The 21,975-nt window shown below is 30.9% G+C and carries 17 protein-coding genes, 1 riboswitch and 1 other annotated feature (1 of these 19 running past the window's edge); of the genes, 13 read left to right on the top strand and 4 right to left on the bottom strand.

Annotated elements, in window-relative coordinates:
• Position 1 precedes the first annotated feature (1 nt).
• The 11 genes from nifB (at position 2) to BR66_RS0104945 (ending at position 12,870) form a co-directional block, all read left to right on the top strand.
• Positions 2-2,683, top strand: a complete 2,682-nt coding sequence (gene nifB, locus BR66_RS0104995; protein ID WP_026881930.1) for a nitrogenase cofactor biosynthesis protein NifB — start codon at positions 2-4, stop codon at positions 2,681-2,683.
• A gap of 91 nt (positions 2,684-2,774) precedes the next feature.
• Complete coding sequence (locus BR66_RS0104990; protein WP_026881929.1) at positions 2,775-3,824, top strand: homocitrate synthase/isopropylmalate synthase family protein; 1,050 nt, start codon at positions 2,775-2,777, stop codon at positions 3,822-3,824.
• Between the two features lie 18 nt (positions 3,825-3,842).
• The gene (locus tag BR66_RS0104985; RefSeq protein WP_026881928.1) at positions 3,843-4,667 is read left to right on the top strand and encodes a beta/alpha barrel domain-containing protein; all 825 of its coding nucleotides are present in this window, start codon (positions 3,843-3,845) and stop codon (positions 4,665-4,667) included.
• A 30-nt stretch (positions 4,668-4,697) separates the two neighbouring features.
• The gene (gene anfO, locus BR66_RS0104980) at positions 4,698-5,339 is read left to right on the top strand and encodes a Fe-only nitrogenase accessory protein AnfO (protein WP_026881927.1); all 642 of its coding nucleotides are present in this window, start codon (positions 4,698-4,700) and stop codon (positions 5,337-5,339) included.
• Positions 5,340-5,369: 30 nt separating this feature from the next.
• Positions 5,370-6,326: a hypothetical protein gene (locus tag BR66_RS0104975; RefSeq protein WP_026881926.1), complete on the top strand. Its 957-nt coding sequence runs from the start codon at positions 5,370-5,372 to the stop codon at positions 6,324-6,326.
• Positions 6,327-6,549: 223 nt separating this feature from the next.
• The gene (locus BR66_RS24715) at positions 6,550-7,617 is read left to right on the top strand and encodes an N-acetylmuramoyl-L-alanine amidase family protein (protein WP_051624106.1); all 1,068 of its coding nucleotides are present in this window, start codon (positions 6,550-6,552) and stop codon (positions 7,615-7,617) included.
• A gap of 91 nt (positions 7,618-7,708) precedes the next feature.
• Positions 7,709-8,776, top strand: a complete 1,068-nt coding sequence (locus tag BR66_RS0104965) for a LacI family DNA-binding transcriptional regulator (protein WP_156946230.1) — start codon at positions 7,709-7,711, stop codon at positions 8,774-8,776.
• An 86-nt stretch (positions 8,777-8,862) separates the two neighbouring features.
• Complete coding sequence (locus BR66_RS0104960; RefSeq protein ID WP_026881924.1) at positions 8,863-10,656, top strand: ATP-binding cassette domain-containing protein; 1,794 nt, start codon at positions 8,863-8,865, stop codon at positions 10,654-10,656.
• Positions 10,657-10,728: 72 nt separating this feature from the next.
• The gene (locus tag BR66_RS0104955) at positions 10,729-11,712 is read left to right on the top strand and encodes a Gfo/Idh/MocA family protein (protein WP_026881923.1); all 984 of its coding nucleotides are present in this window, start codon (positions 10,729-10,731) and stop codon (positions 11,710-11,712) included.
• A gap of 106 nt (positions 11,713-11,818) precedes the next feature.
• Positions 11,819-12,094 carry a DUF2087 domain-containing protein gene (locus tag BR66_RS0104950; protein WP_026881922.1) on the top strand — a complete coding sequence of 92 codons (276 nt, stop codon included), beginning with the start codon at positions 11,819-11,821 and terminating at the stop codon, positions 12,092-12,094.
• Positions 12,095-12,099: 5 nt separating this feature from the next.
• Entirely contained in the window at positions 12,100-12,870 is a 771-nt protein-coding gene (locus BR66_RS0104945) for a DUF2087 domain-containing protein (protein WP_026881921.1), read from the top strand.
• 147 nt (positions 12,871-13,017) lie between these two features.
• Here BR66_RS0104945 and BR66_RS0104940 read toward each other — a convergent pair whose 3' ends face one another.
• The 3 genes from BR66_RS0104940 to BR66_RS0104930 form a co-directional block, all read right to left on the bottom strand.
• On the bottom strand, positions 13,018-14,463 hold the full coding sequence (locus BR66_RS0104940) for a DEAD/DEAH box helicase (protein WP_026881920.1): 1,446 nt from the start codon (positions 14,461-14,463) through the stop codon (positions 13,018-13,020).
• Positions 14,464-14,615: 152 nt separating this feature from the next.
• Positions 14,616-15,602, bottom strand: coding sequence for an asparaginase (locus tag BR66_RS0104935; RefSeq protein WP_026881919.1), 987 nt, complete (start codon positions 15,600-15,602; stop codon positions 14,616-14,618).
• Positions 15,603-15,864: 262 nt separating this feature from the next.
• The gene (locus BR66_RS0104930; RefSeq protein WP_026881918.1) at positions 15,865-17,904 is read right to left on the bottom strand and encodes a methyl-accepting chemotaxis protein; all 2,040 of its coding nucleotides are present in this window, start codon (positions 17,902-17,904) and stop codon (positions 15,865-15,867) included.
• Positions 17,905-18,118: 214 nt separating this feature from the next.
• A riboswitch (ZMP/ZTP riboswitch) is annotated at positions 18,119-18,197 on the top strand.
• Between the two features lie 54 nt (positions 18,198-18,251).
• Here BR66_RS0104930 and BR66_RS0104925 point away from each other — a divergent pair.
• Both BR66_RS0104925 and BR66_RS0104920 read left to right on the top strand, forming a co-directional pair.
• The gene (locus BR66_RS0104925; RefSeq protein WP_026881917.1) at positions 18,252-19,427 is read left to right on the top strand and encodes a phosphoribosylaminoimidazolecarboxamide formyltransferase; all 1,176 of its coding nucleotides are present in this window, start codon (positions 18,252-18,254) and stop codon (positions 19,425-19,427) included.
• A gap of 187 nt (positions 19,428-19,614) precedes the next feature.
• The gene (locus BR66_RS0104920) at positions 19,615-20,532 is read left to right on the top strand and encodes a polysaccharide deacetylase family protein (protein WP_341350061.1); all 918 of its coding nucleotides are present in this window, start codon (positions 19,615-19,617) and stop codon (positions 20,530-20,532) included.
• Here BR66_RS0104920 and tyrS read toward each other — a convergent pair.
• Positions 20,529-21,722 (bottom strand): tyrosine--tRNA ligase, encoded by a 1,194-nt coding sequence (gene tyrS, locus BR66_RS0104915; protein ID WP_026881915.1) that lies wholly within the window; start codon positions 21,720-21,722, stop codon positions 20,529-20,531. The two genes, BR66_RS0104920 and tyrS, sit on opposite strands and share 4 nt — an antisense overlap.
• A gap of 116 nt (positions 21,723-21,838) precedes the next feature.
• Positions 21,839-21,975: a binding site (T-box leader), on the bottom strand (it continues 129 nt past the right edge of the window).

The raw sequence follows: 21,975 nt of genomic DNA, 5'->3' as shown, positions 1-21,975 counted from the left end.
CATGAGTAATAAAAGTTATGTAAATTTAGATGTAAATCCGTGTAAAATGTGTATGCCTATGGGCGCAGTGCTTGCATTTAAAGGCATAGAGGGAAATATGGTAATTTTACATGGCTCACAAGGATGCAGCACATATATTAGAAGACATATGGCAACTCATTATAATGAGCCAATTGATATAGCATCATCTTCGCTAACAGAAAATGGTACTATTTATGGTGGTACTAAAAACTTAAAAACAGGGCTAAAAAATATGATTAAGATGTATACTCCAACTACAATTGGGGTAATGACAACTTGTCTTGCTGAGACAATTGGTGAGGATATCAACAGGATCGTGGGAGAATTCTACGATGAAAATACAGATGAAAATTTGAAAAATATAAAAATAATAACAGTTCCAACACCAGGATACAGTGGTACTCAAACAGAAGGGTACTATAGGGCATTAAGAAAAATAGTGGAACAGGTTACAGTAAAATGTGAGAAAGATAAAAAGATAAATATAATATGTGCAAATTTAAATCCAGGAGATGTAAGGAATATAAAAAGCATATTGGATTGTTTTGGAGTGGGGTATACAATTTTACCTGATGTATCAAATACATTAGATGCACCACATGAAAAAGGATATAAAAGAATTCCAGATGGAGGCACAAAAATAAAAGATATTGAAAGTATGGGTGGAGCCCTAGGAACTATTGAAATGGGCGTTACACTTGAAGATCAAGAATCGCCAGGAGTTTATTTAAGAGATACATTTGGGGTACCACTATATAGATGTGGAGTACCTATTGGTATAAGAAATACAGATGAGTTTATTTCTCAAATATCAGAAATAAGTGGAATACCAGTACCAGATAGTTTTAAAACAGAACGTGGAAGATATTTAGATGCTATGATAGATAGCCATAAATATAATGGAGAGGTAAAAGCAATTTTATATGGAGAACCGGAACTAGTTCTCGCTGTAACAAAAATTTGTGCAGAAAATGGTATAACATTAAAACTTATTGCCTTAGGCACAAAAAATAAAATATTGAAGAGTAGCGTAAAACATGAATTAGAAAATCAGGTAGAAGATGCTATCATAATTGATGATACAGATTTTGAAACCATAGAAAAACATGCAAAAATCTTAGATGTGAATCTGATTATTGGTAATTCAGACGGTAGAAGAATGGCAGCACGCATGGGAGTAAAGATGGTTAGAATTGGTTTTCCTATTCATGATAGAGTTGGAGCTCAAAGACAAGTTATTACAGGATATAATGGCTCGTCGTTTTTAATAGATAGCATCGCAAATACAATACTAGAATATAACGAGGATAACTTTAGAAAAAAATCTTATGATAGTTATTTTGTACCAGAAGAGGAGGAAATAGAAATTATGCAAAACACTGAGGAATTAAACGTTGAAAATAAGAACATTATTACAAACGAGGATAAAACCTGTACACATCCTTGTTATGGGGACAATGCACATCAATTTGCTAGAATGCATATACCAGTAGCACCAAAGTGTAATATAAGTTGTAATTATTGTGTTAGAAAATATGACTGCTTAAATGAAAGTAGACCTGGTGTTACAAGTGAAGTTTTAACTCCAGAGCAGGCTCTAGCAAAATTCAAAGAAGTTAAGAGTAAAATGAAAAACTTAACAGTTTTAGGTATAGCAGGACCAGGTGATGCACTTGCAAACTTTGATGAGGTTAGAAAATCCATAGAATTAATTAAAAAAGAAGATCCTAATATTACATTTTGTTTATCTACAAATGGTTTGATGCTTCCATTTTATGCAAATCAATTGGTGGAGCTAGGAGTATCACATATTACAGTTACTATTAATGCAGTGGACATAAAGATTGGAGCAAAAGTATATAAAGAAGTAAACTATTTAGGAAAAAAATATGTTGGAGAAGAAGCAGCAGAAATACTTATGAATAATCAGCTTACTGGTCTTAGATATTTATGTTCCAAAGGAATAATATGTAAAGTAAATACAGTTATGATTAAAGGAATTAATGATGAGCATATTGTAGATGTAATTAAAAAGGTTAAAGAATGTGGAGTTTATATAACAAATATTATGCAGATGATTCCTGTAAAAGGGAGTGGATTTGAAAACTTGCCTATGGTAAGTAATCAAGAACTAAAGAAAATGAGAAAAGAAAGTGAAAAACATGTAAAACAAATGTATCACTGTAAGCAATGCAGAGCAGATGCTATTGGAACATTATCTCAAGATTGCTCCATAGATTTTAGAAATATTGGATGCAATAGTGATTATAATGATATAGAGCCTAAAGCTACAAAAACAAATGAAGATACACAAAAAACAAAGATTTTGAAATTTGCAATTTCATCTAAATCAGGTATAAATATTGATCAACATTTTGGACACTCGAATGAATTTCACATATATTCTTATGATGGGGTTAATGTAAAATATTTAGAAAAAAGAGATGTGGATAAGTATTGTGATGGAGCTGAGGAATGTGATGAACATGATGACAAAATAGGGAAAATCCTAAAAACTATTGAGGGCTGTGATGCTGTACTTACATTAAGAGCTGGGATAGAGCCTATAAAAAAATTAGAGAAAAAAGGAATTAGAGTTATCCAAATGTATGACAGTATAAATGAAGGAATTCAAAAAGCTGCAAAAGAGATGCAAGGTTAAATATTGTTAAGGCATCTGAAAGAAAATAGACTAGCATACTGACTAGTTATTTTTTTGAAGATGCCTAATTTCAAATTGGAGGTATTTTTATATGTCCATCTTATTAGAAGAGAGTAAAAAACTTATTATTGATAGAACGTTAATTCATATGAATATTGATATACAAGCACCTCATAGCTATAAGGTAGTGAAATTTTTAAAACTACTTTATGGCTTAGGTGTTGATTTAATAGAAATAAACAGTGATATTGCAAGTAACGTGAAAGAACTTCCAGAAGATTTAAATTATATGCTTAGGATGAATAAAGATTCGGATATATTTTGTTTGAATAAATATAAATTTGATTATATTGTTATTGAATATAATCAAATTTTGAATTTTAGTTGTAAGGGTGTTAGCAAGCTGAAAAACAATAAAGTGATGCTAGAAATAGACATTGAGAATTTAGATGAATTATATTTAGATGAAAGCAATAAGATATTTAGTATGTTTAATATTAAATGCATAAGGATAAAAAATATAAGTAAATACAATTTGAAGAGCTTTACTAGTCTGATCATGGATTTAAAAACAAATTTTTTAGTAAAAGTAGATATTTGTGCTGATAATAAATTTTATATGGGCACAGCAATTACTATGGAAGCATGCGTAGATGGTGCGGATTTTATTACTACAACTTTTAATGGTGAAAAGTATGGATATACACCACTTGAGGAGATTATTGTGGCGCTTAAGGTAATAAAAAAAGGCATTCTACATGGGAATTTGAAATTATTACCAGCTGCCTCAGGTGCCTATACAGAGCTAACAGGAGAAGCGATATATAATATGAAACCAGTACTTGGAGAGGATATATTTAAATATGAATCAGGGATACATGTTGATGGAATAGCAAAAGATTCAAAAACTTATGAACCTTATGAACCAAAAGAAATTGGGAAAGAACGAAAAATGCTTATTGGAAAACATTCTGGAAGAAAAGCAGTTATGGTTAAATTGAAGGAGCTTAATGTAGATTATACTTTTATAAACATGGAGGCTTTTTTAAGTGAAATAAGGGTAAATAGTATTAAGCTAAAGAGAAATATTTTAGATTATGAATTAATTGAAATGAGTAAGGGCTTTAATAATTTTTATTGAAGGCGGAGAGTGATAGTAATGAATGCAAGGATAGTAGATACTACACTTAGAGATGGAGAACAAAAAGCCGGTATAGCATTTAGTATAGAAGATAAAGTTGAAATCGCTAAACTAATTAATGCTATGGATATTTTCCAAATTGAGGCGGGTATTCCTGCAATGGGTGGAGATGAGAAAGAAAGTATCAAGGAAATTGTTAAATTAGGATTAAAAAGTAAAATATCTTCTTGGAACAGGATGAGCATCAAAGATATTCAGCAGTCAATGGATTGCGGCGTGGATATAATTCACATATCAGTGCCTTCATCAGACATACAAATTCAATCAAAACTTGGAAAAGATAAATCATGGGTTATTGATAATTTATCAAAATGTATCACTTATGCAACTTGCAAGGAATATGAGATAACAGTGGGGCTTGAAGATGCATCAAGGGCGAATATGGACTTTCTAATTGAGATATGTAAACTTGTTTTTGAAATGGGTGTGAAAAGAGTAAGATATGCTGATACAGTGGGGATTTTATGTCCACGCAAAACAGTTTATGACATAAAAAAAATAATGAATGAGGTTCCAATTCAGATAGAAGCTCATATGCACAATGATTTTGGAATGGCCATGGCCAATTCAATGGCTGCAGTTGATGCAGGTGCTCAATATGTGGATTGTACCATTAGTGGCATTGGTGAAAGAGCTGGAAATTGTAATTTTAGCAGGTTTGTAAGGGTGTTATATGAACTTACAGGAGAAGATTTGTTCTCAAAGGATTATAAAAGTTTAATTAGAAAAGAAGAAAATATAAAACATATAATTAAATATGGCATAGAACATTTATTAGTTTAAAAAACAGTTTGCAGAATGGAGGGAGATTTAATGGGTAAGACTATAGCAGTATTTTTAGGCATTAATGGAGCGACTACATCTTTAAATGAATCCGGTGTAGTTAAAGTATATTCAAAGGAAAATGAAAATTGGAAAGTAATTAAAGAAATCTTGCTAAAAATGGATGAGAGTATGAGTATAGTATCAATTCGTGAAAATATTCAAAGTACTATTGAAGCATTAGGTGATTGCAGAATATTTATAGGAAATAAAGTTACAGGAATTCCATATACAATTCTCGAAAAAATAGGATATAATATATGGGAAATAGAAGGAAAACCTGAGGAGTTTTTAGATTATGTTCTTGAAAATGAATATAAACAAGATGAGCTAGAATTTGCTGACGATGTTAAACTACAAGCGGTGCCCTGTCCAGTTAGTAATGGTAAGGATGGTTATTTTAGCATTGATTTAAAAAAAATCCAGGAAGGTAATATAAACTATTCGTCTAAACAGGTGCTATTACCATTTTTAAACAATACTCCATTTTATGAACTAGAAATAATTTGTTCTCATGAACCCAAATGGCTTGACATGGAGTTAAAAAGAAAAAATTTAAAAGCTGATGTTGAATCAAATGTTAAAAATAAAGTAAAGATAACTGTTTCTCATAAAGTATGTGGTGAGTTATAGCTGAGTATAGTTTCATGGGGAGGTAAGCATATGAAGGAAATCTTCACAAAATATGGACTGATTAAAGGAATAAGTGATATAGAATATTATAATGATAACAATATAAAAGAATGTAAACTTGATAAGTATTGTGAAATGACCACTAGTATTGGAACCTTTGTGCCACAGTATGAAGATGATGGGTCAAGACGTAAATACACAAAATCTTTATCATTTTATAAGGACGGCAATATTAGAACTATATCATTAGATAAACAAACCAATGTAAGGACAAGTGTAGGTGAGATTCCAGCTGAATTTATTTCATTTTATGAAAATGGGAATATAAAACGTATTTTACCACTAAACGGTAAAATAACAGCATTTTGGACAGAAGAAAATGAATATGAGTTAGCTACAGAATTAAATTTTGATTTTGAATTTGCAAAATTTACAAAAAAAATTATTGGGATTAAATTTTATGAAACAGCACAAGTTAAAAGTCTAACATTCTGGCCAACGGATAGAGTTAATATACAAACGCCTTGTGGAATAGCTGATATTCGTATTGGATTATCACTTTATGAAGATGGAAAACTAAAATCATGTGAACCTTCAAAACCTTTAAAAGTAAAGACCTCCATAGGAAATATTATGGCATATGATGTGAATGCCATTGGAATTAATGGTGATGATAATTCATTGAATTTTTATGGGGATGGAAAAGTAAAATCCTTAGTAACATCAATGGGAAAAATCAAAGTTACTAGTTCCAAAGGGCTTTTAAGTATTTTTGAACCTGGATTAAAGATCAGCTCATATAATGATGAAAGCAAGGACATAGTACCTTTATACATTGAATTTTATGATGATAAAATAAGGTTCAATAAGGATGCAAACGGTGAATTTTTAATAGAAGACAATTCATTTATTATTGAAGATTTTATGAAAAAATTTGATTCAAGTTGTAATAGTTGTGAAGGCTGTGAAAGTAACTGTAAAAGTTAATATGAAGGAGCTTTTAAAAGTAGAAAATATTTATAAATTTGTTATACAAATCTATAAACATTTTCTACTTTTTTTCATTGGCATAATTAGTTTCCAAAACATTCATAAATAGGTTAAATATATTACATTAAAATAAAGGAAAGTTTCATTTAATTGTGTTACAATATAATGAAAATATAAAAATAAAATAAGTTAATAAACCCGTGTAAGGAGGCATATATTAATGAGGTTAATATTAGATGAAAAGAGCAGAAGAAAATTTTTTTTACGATTATCAATTATAATACTTATTTTGTTAATAATTTTAGCCTTAATAGTCTCAGGCATAGAGGTTAATTCAAATAAAAAAAATAATAAAGCTAGTAGCACAAGCAAATTATTAACAGATAATAATAAACTAGCTGTAAAAATACCAAAGAATAAAGATGGAAATATATACATGGAACAAAATAATATATTTAAAAAGTATACAATAAATATTGCCAGTACAAACAAAAATGTAACTTATAAACAGGATGATAGTGCTATAGTGATAAGTTTTGACAAAAATTCATCACTTATACTTAATTCTGGAATTAGTGATAGCAATTCAACGGATATATATTTGAATAATGATAATGGTAAAGAGAATTTAGTAATAAAGAAAAACTATAAAGAGAATAATTTTGTAAATATAAATGAAGGTAATGACAAAAACCAAGTTATTATTTTAATTAGTAAAGTAAAAAAACCGCTTACACATAAAGCGGTACTTAATCCAGGGCATGGTGGTATGGATAGTGGCATAAGTGTTGGTAGTATTCATGAGAAGGATATAACATTAAGAATAGTAAAACTTATGGTGAGTGATTTAGAATATAATGGTGTTGGAGTAGTTCTTACAAGAGATAAAGATGAGGGACAAGCATTAGCTGATATTGCTGATTTTGTTAACAAAATCAATCCAGATGTATTCATGTCAGTTCACGTAAACGGTATGGATGGATACCAGGGTGAATATCAAGGAATTGGCACTTATTATTATAATGAAAATGGATATCAGACTTCTCAGAGAATTAGTTTAGCTAATATAATTTTAAAGCATGCAACTGCGAGTGATGGTTGGAAAAATGATGGAGTAGTGAAAGATAAGCTTAAAGTGATTAGATTAAGTAAGCCACCAAGTGTTCTAGTTGAGGCAGGTTATTTAACCAATAATAATGACAGGGCCAGGCTGCAGAATGATAAAGTTTTAGGCAATTTATCAAAAAACTTATCACTTGGAATTGTTGAATATGTTAATAAAAAATAGACAATAAGAGACATAAGTATATATGTATTGACAGCAGGGGAAAATTAAATTAAAATATAACAGAACACGATTTCGCAAGGGAGATAATACTTTGAGTGATATATATGGAAAAATTAATAGTGCAAAGATAGCAAAGCTAGCAGGAGTGTCAAGAAGCACAGTTAGTAAGGTTATTAATAATTATGATGATGTATCTAAACAAACATATGAAAAGGTAATGAAAATTATTAAGCAGTACAATTATTATCCGGACATATCAGCTCAAGGGCTTAAGGGTAAAGAAACAAAGACAATAGGATTATTTATAATATCACCTGAGGGATTTTCAAATGATGCCCATTGTAATTTTATGTTAGGAAGAGTTGTGGAAAGCGCATCTATTAAGGGATATCATGTACTAACATATATTATAAATGATACTAAGGATGAACTTGAAGCAGGAAGGATAAAGAGAGTATTTTATGAAAAGAGAGTTAATGGTGGTATTTTCATAGGTACTAAAAATCATGAGCCACTTGTAGAAGAATTAATAGGTGATGGATTTATTGTTGGTGTGATGGATGGAAATTTAAAAGGAAGAAAAGAAGCAAACAGATTAGTAATTAATTTTGAGTCTAAGGATAATGCTATTGAGGCTGTTGATTATCTTATAAGTTTAAACCATAAAAAAATAGGTTTTATAAATGGAAGTTTAGATAAAAATTCTGGATTAGAAAAATACAAAGGGTTTACAGAGGGAATTAAGAAGAATAATTTAGATATACCTGATGAATGGGTTACTTTTGGAGATTTCAGTGAAAATGGTGGATATGTAGCAATGGAAAAAATTCTCGAGAGTAAACGTGAGAATCCAACTGCTATATGTAGTGCAAATGATAGCACAGCTTTTGGTGCTATTAAGGCTATAACTGAAAAAGGTTTAAATATTCCCAAGGATATTTCAATTATTGGAAGTGATGATCATATACTTAGTGCTTATTATAATCCGCCACTTACAACTTTTAGAGTAGATTTCACGGAGATAATGACTTTACTTGTCACTAATTTAATTAAACTTATTGAAGGAAATGTAGAAGAAATGATTATAATACCTAAATTAAATACAGAGTTTATAATAAGAAAATCTTGCAGAAAGTTAGAAGTGGCAATTAATAAATAACAAATGAATATTTTTTTAATAATTTACGAACACGTGTTATAAAATAAAAATCATTATATTTTTCTTAAGGGACGGGGGTAATTAATTTGAAATCACAAAAGAATAAAGAATCACAAGGCAATAAGGATTTTGAAAATTTACTTAAAAGTTATAAGCAGAATAAAAACAAACCACTTATAACCTTACTTTATATGTATAAAGGAAATTGGGGGAAACTTATTTTATCTATATTCTTTTTTATTTTAAAGAACAGTCCAGTATGGATTTTGCCAATTGTAACAGCTAATATCATTGACATAGCCAGTAATCGTTCAAAGCATAACATAAATGGATTGTGGATAAACCTAATAGTGGCCGTAGTGGTAATATTACAAAATATACCTACCCAAATGTTGCATATGAAGTTTTTATGTGAGCCAGTAAGATATGTAGAAGCAAAACTTAGAAGTGGTTTAGTTAAAAAACTTCAAATTTTGTCTATTTCATATCACAAGGAACTGCAGTCAGGAAAACTTCAATCAAAAGTATTAAGAGATGTGGAAGCAATACAATTTTTGTCTATGCAAGTTTATGTAACAATTCTACCTGTCGTATTTAACATAGCGGTTGCACTGATTGTCACTGTAAGCAAAAGTCGTACAGTAGCAATATTTTTTTTAATGACACTTCCTGTTGCACTTATATTTATAACTCTATTTGGTAAAAATATAAAGATAACTAACTCCGAATTCCGTAAGGAAATAGAGGAAATGTCGGCAAATGTTGCAGAAATGGTAGAAATGGTTCCATTGACAAGGGCTCATGGACTAGAAAAGGTTGAAATCAAAAAGATAGATAATCAACTTGGAAGAGTAAGAAAAAAAGGATATCATCTTGATATTATAAACGGGCTTTTTGGAGCTTATAGCTGGGCAACTTTTCAGATTTTTCAAGTCATATGTCTTGGTTTTACAGGATATCAGGCTTATATGGGAAGAATAACTGTAGGAGATGTGGTTTTATATCAGAGCTATTTTGCATCTATTTTGGGACAGATTGCTAATGTTATCAATACATATCCAGTACTTGTAAAAGGAGTTGAGTCAATCAATTCAGTGGGAGAAATACTAATTGTGGATGACATTGAAGATAACAGAGATAAAAGGAAAGTTAATGACGTTAATGGAGCTTTTTCTTTTCGAAATGTTGAATTTAAATATAATCTAGGTGATGAACCTGTACTTAAAGATTTTACAATGGAAGTCAAAAAAGGTGAATGTATTGCCTTTGTTGGTGAATCTGGAGCAGGAAAAACAACCATTTTAAATTTGATCATTGGTTTTAATAAGGCAACAAAAGGTAAACTACTAATGGATGGAATAGAAATGTCTGATATTGATCTTAGAAGTTATAGAGAGCACATAGCTGTGGTGCCTCAGAATACAATATTATTTTCAGGTACTATCCGTGAAAATATAACTTATGGATTAAACTCTGTTAGTGAAGAGAGATTGCAAGAAATAATTCAATATGCTAACCTTCAAGATGTTATGAAAAAGTTACCAGATGGAGTGGATACTAAAATTGGTGAGCATGGTGGGAATTTGTCCGGTGGCCAGAAACAGCGTATTTCCATAGCAAGGGCATTGATTCGTGATCCTAAAATAATAGTTCTTGATGAAGCAACTTCAGCACTTGATAACGTAGCTGAAGTACAAGTTCAAAAGGCAATGAAAAGCCTTATAGAGGGACATACTACCTTTATTGTGGCCCATAGACTTTCTACTATAAAAGATGCAGATCATATTGTGGTTATGAAAAATGGAAGTTGTGTTGAATATGGTACCTATAATGAGTTAGTGGCACTCAAAGGCGAATTTTATAAACAATTAAAAAGTTAATTATTAAGAAAATGTAAAAGTTAAAACATTTAATTGTCATTAAAAAAGATAAAAATTTTGGGAGTGAAGTATATGATTAATGTAGGAGTAATAGGAACTAGTTGGATAACGGATGAATTTATAAAATGTGCAAGTAGTATAGAAGACTTTAAACTAAATGCAGTTTATTCTAGGTCAGAGGAAAAAGCCAAGGCTTTTGCAGATAAATATGGAGTGAAAAACGTATTTACTAGTTTAGAAGAGATGGCTAAAAGTAATAATATCCATGCGGTGTATATAGCAAGCCCTAATTCACTTCATAGTCAGCAATCCATTCTATTCTTAAATAATAAAAAACATGTGTTATGTGAAAAGCCAATAGCTTCAAATCTTAAAGAGTTAAATGCTATGATAGATGCTGCTAAATCTAATAACGTATTGCTAATGGATGCAATGAAAACTACCTTTTTACCTAATTTTAAAGTTATAGAAGATAATATAAAAAAACTTGGAAAGATAAGAAGATTTTTTGCAAGCTACTGTCAGTATTCTTCAAGATATGATTTTTATAAAGAAGGAAAAGTAGTAAATACTTTTGAACCTAAATTTTCGAATGGTTCAATTATGGATATCGGTATATATTGTATAGAACCTTTAGTTAGACTTTTTGGCAAACCTAAGGATATAAAGGCTTCCTCATTAAAGCTTTCGTCGGGAGTAGATGGTGAGGGAAGTTTAATTTTATCCTATGAAGATATGGATGGAATTATTATTCATTCAAAGATTGCTAACTCATATTTGCCCAGTGAAATTCAAGGGGAAAAGGGCACAATGATAATTGATAAAATAAATAAACCAGAACAAGTTAAAATTATTTATAGAAGCGGAGAGATAGAAGAGTTGTCTGTAATGCAAGTAGAAGAAACTATGTATTACGAAGCTAAAGAGTTCATTGAATTAATTAATAGTGGAAAATTGGAATCAAAGGTTAATTCTTTTAAGCAATCAATTATAAGTGTAGGGATTATTGAAGAAGCAAGAAGACAGACTGACATTATGTTTCCAGCAGACGTATAGACAAAACAAATATTTGTCTATATGCCAATAGACAAAATAGTTACATTGCCATATAATATTATTATAATAAGTCTTAACCATATTATAATAAAGGGGCAGATTAATAATGAAGGATGTAGAAAAGTTTCTTGATAAAGATGGAAAGATAAGGTCATGGCCTACTAAAACCAATTTTAAAGTTGAAGTTTTAAAATACATGGCTAGCAAATTTGAATTAGGCAAAGACTATAAAGAAAAAGAGGTAAATGATATAATAGAAGAATGGCATACTTTTGGAGATCATTTTCTTCTAAGACGGGGCATGATAGAAAATAAATTATTATTTAGGACAAGGAATGGTTCAAAATATTGGCGTGAACAGGATAAAGCTAAGGGTGAGTGAATAACATGGAGTCAAAATCAAATGAGCAATTTTGGAACGCGAGTAAAGAAGAAATAAAAAAAGGATATATTCAGGATGCAGAAAAGTTTCAATGTCTAATTTGTGGAGAAACTTTTACTCTAGGCAGAATATATCAAGTAGGACCAGTATTTTATGAAGCAAAAAAAACTGTGGAGATTCACATTAAAGAGAAACATAATTCAATGCTTCAATATTTGTTAAATATGAATTCAACTTTCACCGGAATATCTGAAGCACAAAATCAATTAATAAAATTGTTTTCCTTAGGAATATCAGATAAAGAAATATCAAATCAACTTGGCATTGCAACCTCAACTATAAGAAACCACCGTTTCAAATTAAGGGAAAAAGAAAAACAAGCTAAATTATTTTTGGCAATTATGGAATTGTTATCAGAAAATACTGATAAAAAAATAAGTAAACTTGATAAAGGAATAATTTGTGATGCTCACAAGACAGCTACAACATTAGATAGTAGATTTAATATAACTGATGATGAGAAGGCTGAGGTTATAAATATATATATGGATGAGAATGGCACTATAAAGAAATATCCCTCTAAGGAGAAGAAGAAGATTATTGTTCTTGGAGAAATAATTAAGAACTTTAAACCTTCAAAAGATTATTCTGAAAAGGATATTAATCTTGTGTTAAAAAGGATATATGAGGATTATGCTACGATAAGAAGAGCATTGATTGAATATGGATTTTTAGATAGAACTAAAGATTGTAGCCATTATTGGGTAAAAGAATAGTAGAGAAGCGGATACAAGATACAAAGTAATGAGGATCTTCTGCTGCGGCACAATAATCTAAAAATAAAAAAGCCCTAATAATTGGAAAATATCTTCCGATTATTAGGGCTTTTAACTTATCACTTGCAACTTGAAATTTGTCACTTTTTATTTTTGTGCCTTTGCGACTCTTATTGTTTTTCCTTTTATGCTTTTATTTTTTAAGGCTTCCATTACCATTTCACCTTTACCATTAAGTATATCAACATAAGAAAAAGTATCTTGAATTTCTATTATACCAATATCATCCGGGTTTATTCCCTCAATACTTGAAATTGTACCAGCTATATCTCCTGGTCTTATTTTTTTCTTTTTCCCAGCACTTATATATATCTTTGTGATTTCTTGGTTTAACTCACTATTTTTAGCTTTTTTAAGCTCAGGTTTAACTTTAAGGTTTTCAATGAACAACGATTTTCCTTCTTTAACCTCTTCAATGGATGGAATAACACCTCTTTTAATTTCAAACTCAAAATGTTCTTCGATTTCTTGAAGAAATCTATATTCTCTAGGAGAAACAAAGGTTATGGCAACACCGTTTTTTCCAGCACGACCGGTTCGTCCTATCCTATGAACATAACTTTCTTTTTCCATAGGTATATCATAGTTTATTACATGGGTTATGTTTTCTACATCAAGACCTCTAGCAGCTACATCGGTTGCCACTAAAAACATAAATTCTCCTCTTTTAAAACTATTGATTACTTTAGTTCTGTCAACTTGAAGCATTCCACCGTGAAGCTCATCACAGGAGAATCCGGTTTTTTTCATATTCAAATAAAGTTCATCTACATTATCTTTAGTTCTACAAAATATAATTGAGCTTTCAGGCCTGCTGCTGTATATTATTTTGTTTAATAAATCGGGTTTTTCATCTCGTTCTACTTCATAATATAATTGTTCAATTCGATCAGCTACGGAACTTTTTGCATTAATTTCGATATTAACTGGATTACGCATATATGTATTACATAAATGAAGTATTTCAGGTGAAATGGTTGCAGAAAAAAGTAGAGTTAATCTATTCTTAGGTAGATTTCTAATTATAGCTGTAACTTCATCTATAAAGCCCATACTAAGCATTTCATCAGCTTCATCTATAACTAAATACTTTATTTTTTTTAAGTTTATTGTATTACGTCTTATGTGATCCAAAATTCTTCCTGGCGTACCAGCTATAATGTGAATCCTTTGTTTAAGCGCTTTTATTTGATCACGTATAGGTTCTTTACCAAATATCGCAGCACATCTTAAACGTTTAAATCTTCCTATGTCTAAAAAATCTTGTTTTATTTGAAGTGATAATTCACGGGTAGGAGAAAGAACTAATACCTGTGGATCATTTTCTTCTAATTCCAATTTTTCACATATAGGTATGGCAAAAGCTGCAGTTTTACCACTACCTGTCTGGGACTTTGCTATAACATCTCTATAATTAAGAATCAATGGTATAACCTTTTCTTGAACCTCTGATGGATTTTTATATCCTAGTTTTTCTATTGATTCTAATATTTCGTCGCTTAGACCAAAATTTCTAAAATTCGATTCACTCATTAATTTTACCTCATATGATTTATTTTTTACTACACTTCATCATACTATTATATATTGATAAAGTATATGGAAATAATGAAAAAACATTTAAAGTAGAGGTTTGAAGGCAGATAAGCCTAAAAAATATACGTAATGCTTATCATTTGGGGGTGTTAATAATGACCTTCCTCAAAAATCTTTTTTATTTCACGTAAGCTACTGGTGAAACCTAAAGCAACCATAAGTTTGACTCTAGCCTTTTGTCCAGGAAGATTATCACCTAAAATGACACCTTTGTCTGTAAGTTCTCGCCCAGCTCCTTCATAACCATAATCATCAAGTACTTTACCCATTAAACATCTTGAAACCAAGATAACAGGTATGCTTTGATTTATGGCATATTCAATACCAGGGACCATGGTTGGAGGGATGTTGCCTCTTCCCATGCCTTCTATAATAATGCCACTAGTTTTAGAATCAACACAGAATTTTAAAAGGCGGTCATCCATTCCGCAGCCACATTTTATTAGGTCTATATTGGAGTTTATTTTTTTTGCACCAATATATTCACGTTTGGTGTAACTGAAATGAAAATACACTTTATTATTGTCAATAGAACCAATAGGACCAAAATCCAAACTTTTAAATGTATCTAGAGTATGGGTATTTGTCTTTGTAACTTGAGACGCAGAGTGAATTTCACCATTCATTACAACCATGACACCTCTGTTTTTAGAATCATCTGATGCAGCAGTACGCACTGCGTCAATAAGGTTCGACGGTCCATCCCATCCCAGCTGGGAGCTATTTCTCATGGAACCAACAAAGATTATAGGCTTTTCACCATTATATAGTAAGTCAACAAGGTAGGATGTCTCCTCTAATGAATCGGTACCATGAGTAACTACTACTCCATCGTAACCTTCAAAACTAATTTTATGTTGTATGAAATTTGACAGTTGAAGCATTTTTTCTGGAGTAATATGGGGGCCAGGAAGCATTGCAAAATTAAAAAGGTCAATGGTGGCAATGGTTTCAATTCCCGGTGTTAGTTTCAAAATATCTTCTCCGTTCATAGAAGGCACTGCAGCACTATTATTTTCTTCATCAGTCTTCATGGAAATCGTGCCTCCAGTAAATATTATAATGATTCTCTTCATTAAATTACCTCTTTTCAAAGTTTTAGATACTAGTTAGGCATAGCACAAAATAGCCAAGACAAATAAGTTTTTGTATATATTATACCATATTGGTTGCATATTGATTCTCTAAAGTCATCTATGAAATACATTAAAGGCTACAAGGGTTGTAGTATACCAAATATTTTGGTCGTTATGCATTAGGATTTTCCGTTGAATATAATAAAATAAGCTACACAAAATGAGATTATCCCATTCTGTGTAGCTTATTTTATTATTTAATTTAAAGTTTAAACTTAGAAATTAATTCATGAAGCTTATCAGCGTTCCCTTTAGTCTCTCCTGTACTTTCACTTATGTCTTTAAGCCGTTCCGTTATGGTTAAAGTCTTATTAGAAATATTGGATATGCCAGAAGAACCACTGCTAACGGTTTGGGATACTTCATCTATAGCGGTAACGATACCGAATATAGATGTATTTAATTCTTTAGAAATAGAACTAAAATGCAACATGAACTCCTTAACAATTTTTGCATCATTGCTGTATTCATTTCCTATATCAATAAATTTATCATAATCATTATTTATGTCTTCATCCATAAAGGTTAGAAGCTTTCCTGAATTCATACTTAAACTATTTACTGATGTTATAACTGTTTTTACCACACTCTGAATATTTTGAGTAGCTTTAGCTGATTCTTCCGCTAACTTTCGTACCTCTTCAGCAACAACAGCAAACCCTTTTCCAGCATCACCAGCTCTAGCAGCTTCTATAGCTGCATTAAGGGCTAAAAGATTAGTTTGTTCTGAAATTGCTAGTATTGATGCAGTGAGGTTGTTTATCTCATTAACATTTTTTGAAGCGGATATTGATTTTTCAAGTTCCATCTTAACTTGATCATAAATATTCCTTGTATTATCTCTTGAATTTATTGATGAAGTTTTAAGGGACTCAGCTCTTTTTGAAATATCCTCAGCTTCATTTGAACCATCTTGGGCTCTAGTTGTAACATCTAAAACAGATTGTTCCATTTCATTTGAAGCAGCAGAAATTTCCTCAGAAGCAGCAGCAGTTTCCTCAAGACCAGCGGATATTGATTGAATTTCCATAGATGTTTCTTGTGTGTATTTTTCTAGCTCATGAGTAAGCATATTTACAAAATCAGCATTACCATTTATATTAGCTGATGCTGATTTTATATCTTCAACAATTTTTCGTAGTGAGGTTCGCATTTTAAAAATTGATCTTCCAATATCACCAATTTCATCCTTACGTTTTATCAATGATTTGATTTTTTCACTACTAGCAAGACTTAATTCGGAAGTTTCGTTAACAGCAAAGGTTACATCTTTTAGTGGCTTTGTTATTGATTTGGATAAGATTAAGCCTATACCAATGGCTACTAAGGCAATTAATAAAGCTAATTCTAGGATTGATAAAATTGATTTATGAATTTGACTCATTACTTCAGAGTTATCAACCGATATAGTTAATATCCAGTTGGTCCCAGGAATGATTTGATAATAAGCTATTTTATCCACACCACTCAGAGTATACTCAACGGATTGAGGTTTTACTGATGCGCCATTTTTCAATTTGTTTACTACTTCTTTGATTTTACTTATATCAACTTGTTTACCTATTTTGGATGCATCAGGGTCATATATGGTTAGCCCTTTATTATCTGTTAAATATGCATAGCTTGAACTATAATTTGATACTTTAATATCAGATAAATATTTAGCAAAGCTTAATGCATACACAGAAGAATCGACATAACCTAAGTTAACGTTTTTATAAATTATGGGACTTGTAAAATCCACAACCAAGGAACTAGTATTAGGTGATATATGTACTTGTCCAATAATAGCCTTACCGCTTTGAGCGGATGAATTATAACTAGTGTTTGATACATCCTGATCTCTTAACATCACATTACTATCTGAATATAACATATTATTTTTATCAACTAAATAGGTATGGTCAATAAAATCTGTGCTGGTAACATATGCTTTCATATTATCATTATTTTGACTTCTCGTAGTTTGGAAATCCGAATCTTCCGAAGTTCCTAGCAGTTTTCTTTTTTGCGCCAATTCGATAATATCTTTACTTTGAGCAAGCCTAGCAACATCGAGCTGTTGTTTCTGTGACATAATATTTAGAGTTTCCATATAACCTGCTGAGGATGTTGCCATATTACTTTTCATTTGACTGAGCAAAATATTAGAAAACTGAAAATAAACTAGAACACATATTACTCCTATTGATGAAATAATTAAACTTATTATAACTAGTGGAATTTTTTTTCTGAGCTTCATGTAAATACCTCCTTGTGAATTATGATAGTTAGATAAATAAAATATAAAAGTATACTTTATATAATTATATATATACTTTTAACAAAAGTATATATATAATTATATAAAAATGAAAACGAATACAAAATATAACAAGGGAAGTGAAATAATATAGTTGAAATTATGATTGTTTGACATTATATTTTCAATATAATATAATTCTAATAAAATGAAAAGGTAATCATGTAACTGGCGGAAATGGAGTTCACCATGGGGAACATGATTAAAGAAAATCGACCGCCTGGGTAAATTATAAAAATTTTCTCAGGCTTTTTTGCGTTAAAAATTATTATTGGAGGGAAATTAAAATGAAAAATCAAGAAGTGACCTTAAAATATGGTTGTAACCCACATCAAATACCTGCAAAAATTTATGATAAAAAAGGAGAGCTGCCATTTGAAATATTAAATGGCAAACCCGGGTACATAAATTTCATGGATGCATTTAATTCTTGGCAACTGGTAAAAGAACTAAAGGAAGCTACGGGGCTTCCTTCAGCCGCTTCATTTAAACATGTTAGTCCAGCTGGAGCAGCAGTTGGCGTACCACTTAGTAGTGTGCTTAAAAAAGCCTATGGAGTAGAAGACATAGAATTAACACCTGTAGCTACAGCTTATGCAAGAGCTAGGGGAGCAGATAGAATGTCTTCTTATGGGGATTTTGTAGCAATTAGTGATATTGTTGATGTGGCAACAGCCACAATATTAAAAAGATCTGTTTCGGATGGAATAATAGCACCTGGTTATAGCGAAGAAGCATTAGAAATATTGATGTCAAAGAAAAAAGGTAACTATTGTGTAATTAAGATGGATTTAAATTATGAACCTGAGGAAATAGAGAAAAGAGAAATATATGGGATAACTTTTCAGCAGAAAAGAGATAATATTGCTATAAAAGATGACTTGTTAAAAAATATTGTAACTGATGATAAATATATTACGGAGGAAGCAAAACGTGATTTGCTTATTGCTACCATTACTTTAAAATATACTCAATCAAACTCTGTTTGTTTTGCATTGGATGGTCAGGCAATTGGAGTTGGCGCAGGTCAGCAGTCAAGAGTTCATTGCGTGAGGCTTGCAGCATCAAAAGCTGATATTTGGTTTTTAAGACAACATCCTTCAGTGCTAAACTTACCTTTTAAGGATGAAGTCAAAATACCTGAAAGAGATAATGTAATTGATCAATATCTTAGGGATGATGTAACTGATCAGGAGAAATTAGGATGGGCTAGGGTGTTTAATAATATACCAGAAACACTTAGTAAAAAAGAAAAAGATGAGTGGCTTTCTAAACTTACTGGAGTTTCCTTGAGCTCAGATGCATTTTTCCCATTTAGAGATAACATTGATAGAGCGGCTAAAAGCGGAGTTAAATATATAGTTCAGGCAGGTGGATCAATAAGAGATGATTTGGTAATTCAGGCATGTAATGAATATAAAATGGTAATGGCTTGTTCGGGAATAAGATTATTCCATCATTAACTAGCTAAAGAGCATAAAAAATAGCAATGATTTTATAAACTAAATATAATCTTAAGAAAGTCTTAACAATTGTTTACTATTAATTGTTAAGACTTTCTTGTAGTATATATATGTACTAATTTAAAAATATTGATGAAATATAACTTATAATGTAAGATATATAATATAAGGGAGCTGAAATGTAGTTATGTTAATAATGGATATGCACAAATCCAGAATTAGAAGGAAAAAAATATTTATAACAGGTGTGGTTGTATTTATATGTATGGTGGTTCTAGGCACAACAGGTGTATTTATAGTAGCCCAAAGATCTAAAGCAAATAGCATTAATGCTATGAAACAAGATAGAATTAGAAGCATAAAGAATGCTGAGATAATTAAAAAACAATATTTAGTTAAAATTGAAGAAAATAGAAAACTTGCAGCAAAACAATTGGATTTAGAGAAGGCCCGAAATGCATTTAATCAGCCCCCAGGAGAATTTGCACCTTGGAAAACAAAGAGAACAGATGGTAAAAAAATCGCATATTTAACGTTTGATGATGGTCCATCTGAGAATACTACATCTATATTACAAATATTAAATCAAAATGCTATAAAAGCAACATTTTTTTTAATTGGCCAAAATGCGGAAAGAAATGCGGACCTTGTTAAGAGAGAAGTAAATGAAGGAAATGTGGTTGGAAATCATACATATAGTCATCCAAGTAGTTATAAAGAAGGACCACAAAATTTTCTTGATGATGTGGAAAGATGTGGTCAAGTTTTGAAATCCATACTAGGCGATCAATATAGCTTAAAGCTTATGAGATTTCCAGGTGGCTATTTTGGACATGGAAATAGATTAGTTCCATATAGAGATGCGGCAGTAAAAGCGGGATACACATATGTAGATTGGAATGATGAAACAGGGGATGCAGAAGGTAGCAATCCACCAGTTCCAGTACTAATGAATAATTTAAAAGTGAATACTGCATCAGCATCATCTGATTCAGTAGTAGTTTTAATGCATGATGCAGGACCAAAGAAAAATACTGTACAAGCCCTACCCGAAGTTATACAGTATCTTAAGGAAAATGGATATGGTTTTGAAACAATACATTAAACTAAATTAATCTTAACAAAAATTTTTTTACCTATTTGTATAAGCATTCTCTCAGATGCAGGAATTTCTAATATATTAAATATTTTATTGCCATTTATTCTAAGGGCACCTTGGCTAGCAAGCCTCCTAAATTCACTTTTGCTTGGTACGATTTTATTCTTCACTAAAACATCAGCAATATCAAAATTGCTTTTGTTTACGCATAGTATATTTATATCATCGGGGATTTGCTTTTTTTGAAATATACTTTTAAATCTTTCTTCAGCTTTAATTGAAGCATTTTGGTCATAGTACATTTTCACAATTTCCTTAGATAAATTCATCTTAATATCTCTTGGATTCGTTGTGCTTTTGGATAAAAGCTCCTTAATTATATTTATATCATCAGGATGTAAATCTGTTATAAGTTCATAATATTTTATAATCATATTATCAGGAATACCCATAGTTTTTTCATAAATAGTGTTTGGATCTTCATTAATACCAATGTAATTTCCAAGGCTTTTGCTCATTTTTTTAACACCATCAATTCCTTCGAGTAGTGGCATGAAAATTGTTGATTGTGGATTTTGTCCATTTTCTTTTTGAAGAGTTCTCCCCATAAGCACATTGAATCTTTGATCGGTTCCACCAAGTTCAATGTCAGCTTTAATTGCGACTGAATCATATCCTTGTAGCAGAGGATAAAAAAATTCGTGAATTGATATAGGGGTTTGGCTTTCGTATCTGTTTTTAAAATCATCTCTTTCAAGCATTCTAGCAACGGTGGTTGTAGCTGCTAGATTAAGTGCATTTTCCATAGTAAGTTTTGATAGCCACTGGCTATTAAATCTCACCTGAGTTTTATTTTTATCTAATACTTTGAAAATTTGTTCTTTATAGGTGTTGGCATTGGTTATTACATCAGCCTTGGTAAGTGATTTTCTCGTTTTTGATTTACCAGTGGGATCCCCTATCATTCCGGTGAAGTCGCCAATTATTAGTACTACATTATGGCCTAAATCCTGTAAGGCTTTTACCTTCCTAAGTACAACGGTGTGACCTAAATGTATATCGGGCGCACTTGGATCTAATCCTAATTTAATAGTTAAAGGTCTATTTTCTGCTAGCTTTTCCTTAAGGCCTTCCATACCTATAATATCCTCTGTTCCTTTCAATATAATTTTCAGTTGATCTTCAATAGATTTCATAATTTACAATCCTCCTTACAGTATTTTTTTGCATAAGGCATCTGAAAGGAAATATAACAGAATGCTGATTTGCTATTTTCTTTTAGATGGATAAATAAAAAACTCCCGTCCTTAATTAAAAGGACGGGAGTATTAATCACGTGTTACCACCTAGGTTTGTAATTATCTCACGATAATTACCTTTTCGAGTACGACAAAATTAAGAACTTTGTTTATACTCTAGCACTATAACGTGTGCAAAATCGTCAACTTC

This window comes from Clostridium akagii DSM 12554 (assembly GCF_000686725.1).
Lineage (GTDB): Bacteria > Bacillota > Clostridia > Clostridiales > Clostridiaceae > Clostridium_I > Clostridium_I akagii.
The sequence above is the reverse complement of the archived record's forward strand: the minus strand, read 5'-3'. Positions and strand labels throughout refer to the sequence as shown.

Excerpts from the sequence above, each read along its gene's own strand:
- nifB (WP_026881930.1), top strand. The coding sequence starts at position 2 with ATGAGTAATAAAAGTTATGTAAATTTAGATGTAAATCCGTGTAAAATG.
- BR66_RS0104990 (WP_026881929.1), top strand. The coding sequence starts at position 2,775 with ATGTCCATCTTATTAGAAGAGAGTAAAAAACTTATTATTGATAGAACG.
- BR66_RS0104985 (WP_026881928.1), top strand. The coding sequence starts at position 3,843 with ATGAATGCAAGGATAGTAGATACTACACTTAGAGATGGAGAACAAAAA.
- anfO (WP_026881927.1), top strand. The coding sequence starts at position 4,698 with ATGGGTAAGACTATAGCAGTATTTTTAGGCATTAATGGAGCGACTACA.
- BR66_RS0104975 (WP_026881926.1), top strand. The coding sequence starts at position 5,370 with ATGAAGGAAATCTTCACAAAATATGGACTGATTAAAGGAATAAGTGAT.
- BR66_RS24715 (WP_051624106.1), top strand. The coding sequence starts at position 6,550 with ATGAGGTTAATATTAGATGAAAAGAGCAGAAGAAAATTTTTTTTACGA.
- BR66_RS0104955 (WP_026881923.1), top strand. The coding sequence starts at position 10,729 with ATGATTAATGTAGGAGTAATAGGAACTAGTTGGATAACGGATGAATTT.
- BR66_RS0104950 (WP_026881922.1), top strand. The coding sequence starts at position 11,819 with ATGAAGGATGTAGAAAAGTTTCTTGATAAAGATGGAAAGATAAGGTCA.
- BR66_RS0104945 (WP_026881921.1), top strand. The coding sequence starts at position 12,100 with ATGGAGTCAAAATCAAATGAGCAATTTTGGAACGCGAGTAAAGAAGAA.
- BR66_RS0104940 (WP_026881920.1), bottom strand. The coding sequence starts at position 14,463 with ATGAGTGAATCGAATTTTAGAAATTTTGGTCTAAGCGACGAAATATTA.
- BR66_RS0104935 (WP_026881919.1), bottom strand. The coding sequence starts at position 15,602 with ATGAAGAGAATCATTATAATATTTACTGGAGGCACGATTTCCATGAAG.
- BR66_RS0104930 (WP_026881918.1), bottom strand. The coding sequence starts at position 17,904 with ATGAAGCTCAGAAAAAAAATTCCACTAGTTATAATAAGTTTAATTATT.
- BR66_RS0104925 (WP_026881917.1), top strand. The coding sequence starts at position 18,252 with ATGAAAAATCAAGAAGTGACCTTAAAATATGGTTGTAACCCACATCAA.
- BR66_RS0104920 (WP_341350061.1), top strand. The coding sequence starts at position 19,615 with ATGTTAATAATGGATATGCACAAATCCAGAATTAGAAGGAAAAAAATA.
- tyrS (WP_026881915.1), bottom strand. The coding sequence starts at position 21,722 with ATGAAATCTATTGAAGATCAACTGAAAATTATATTGAAAGGAACAGAG.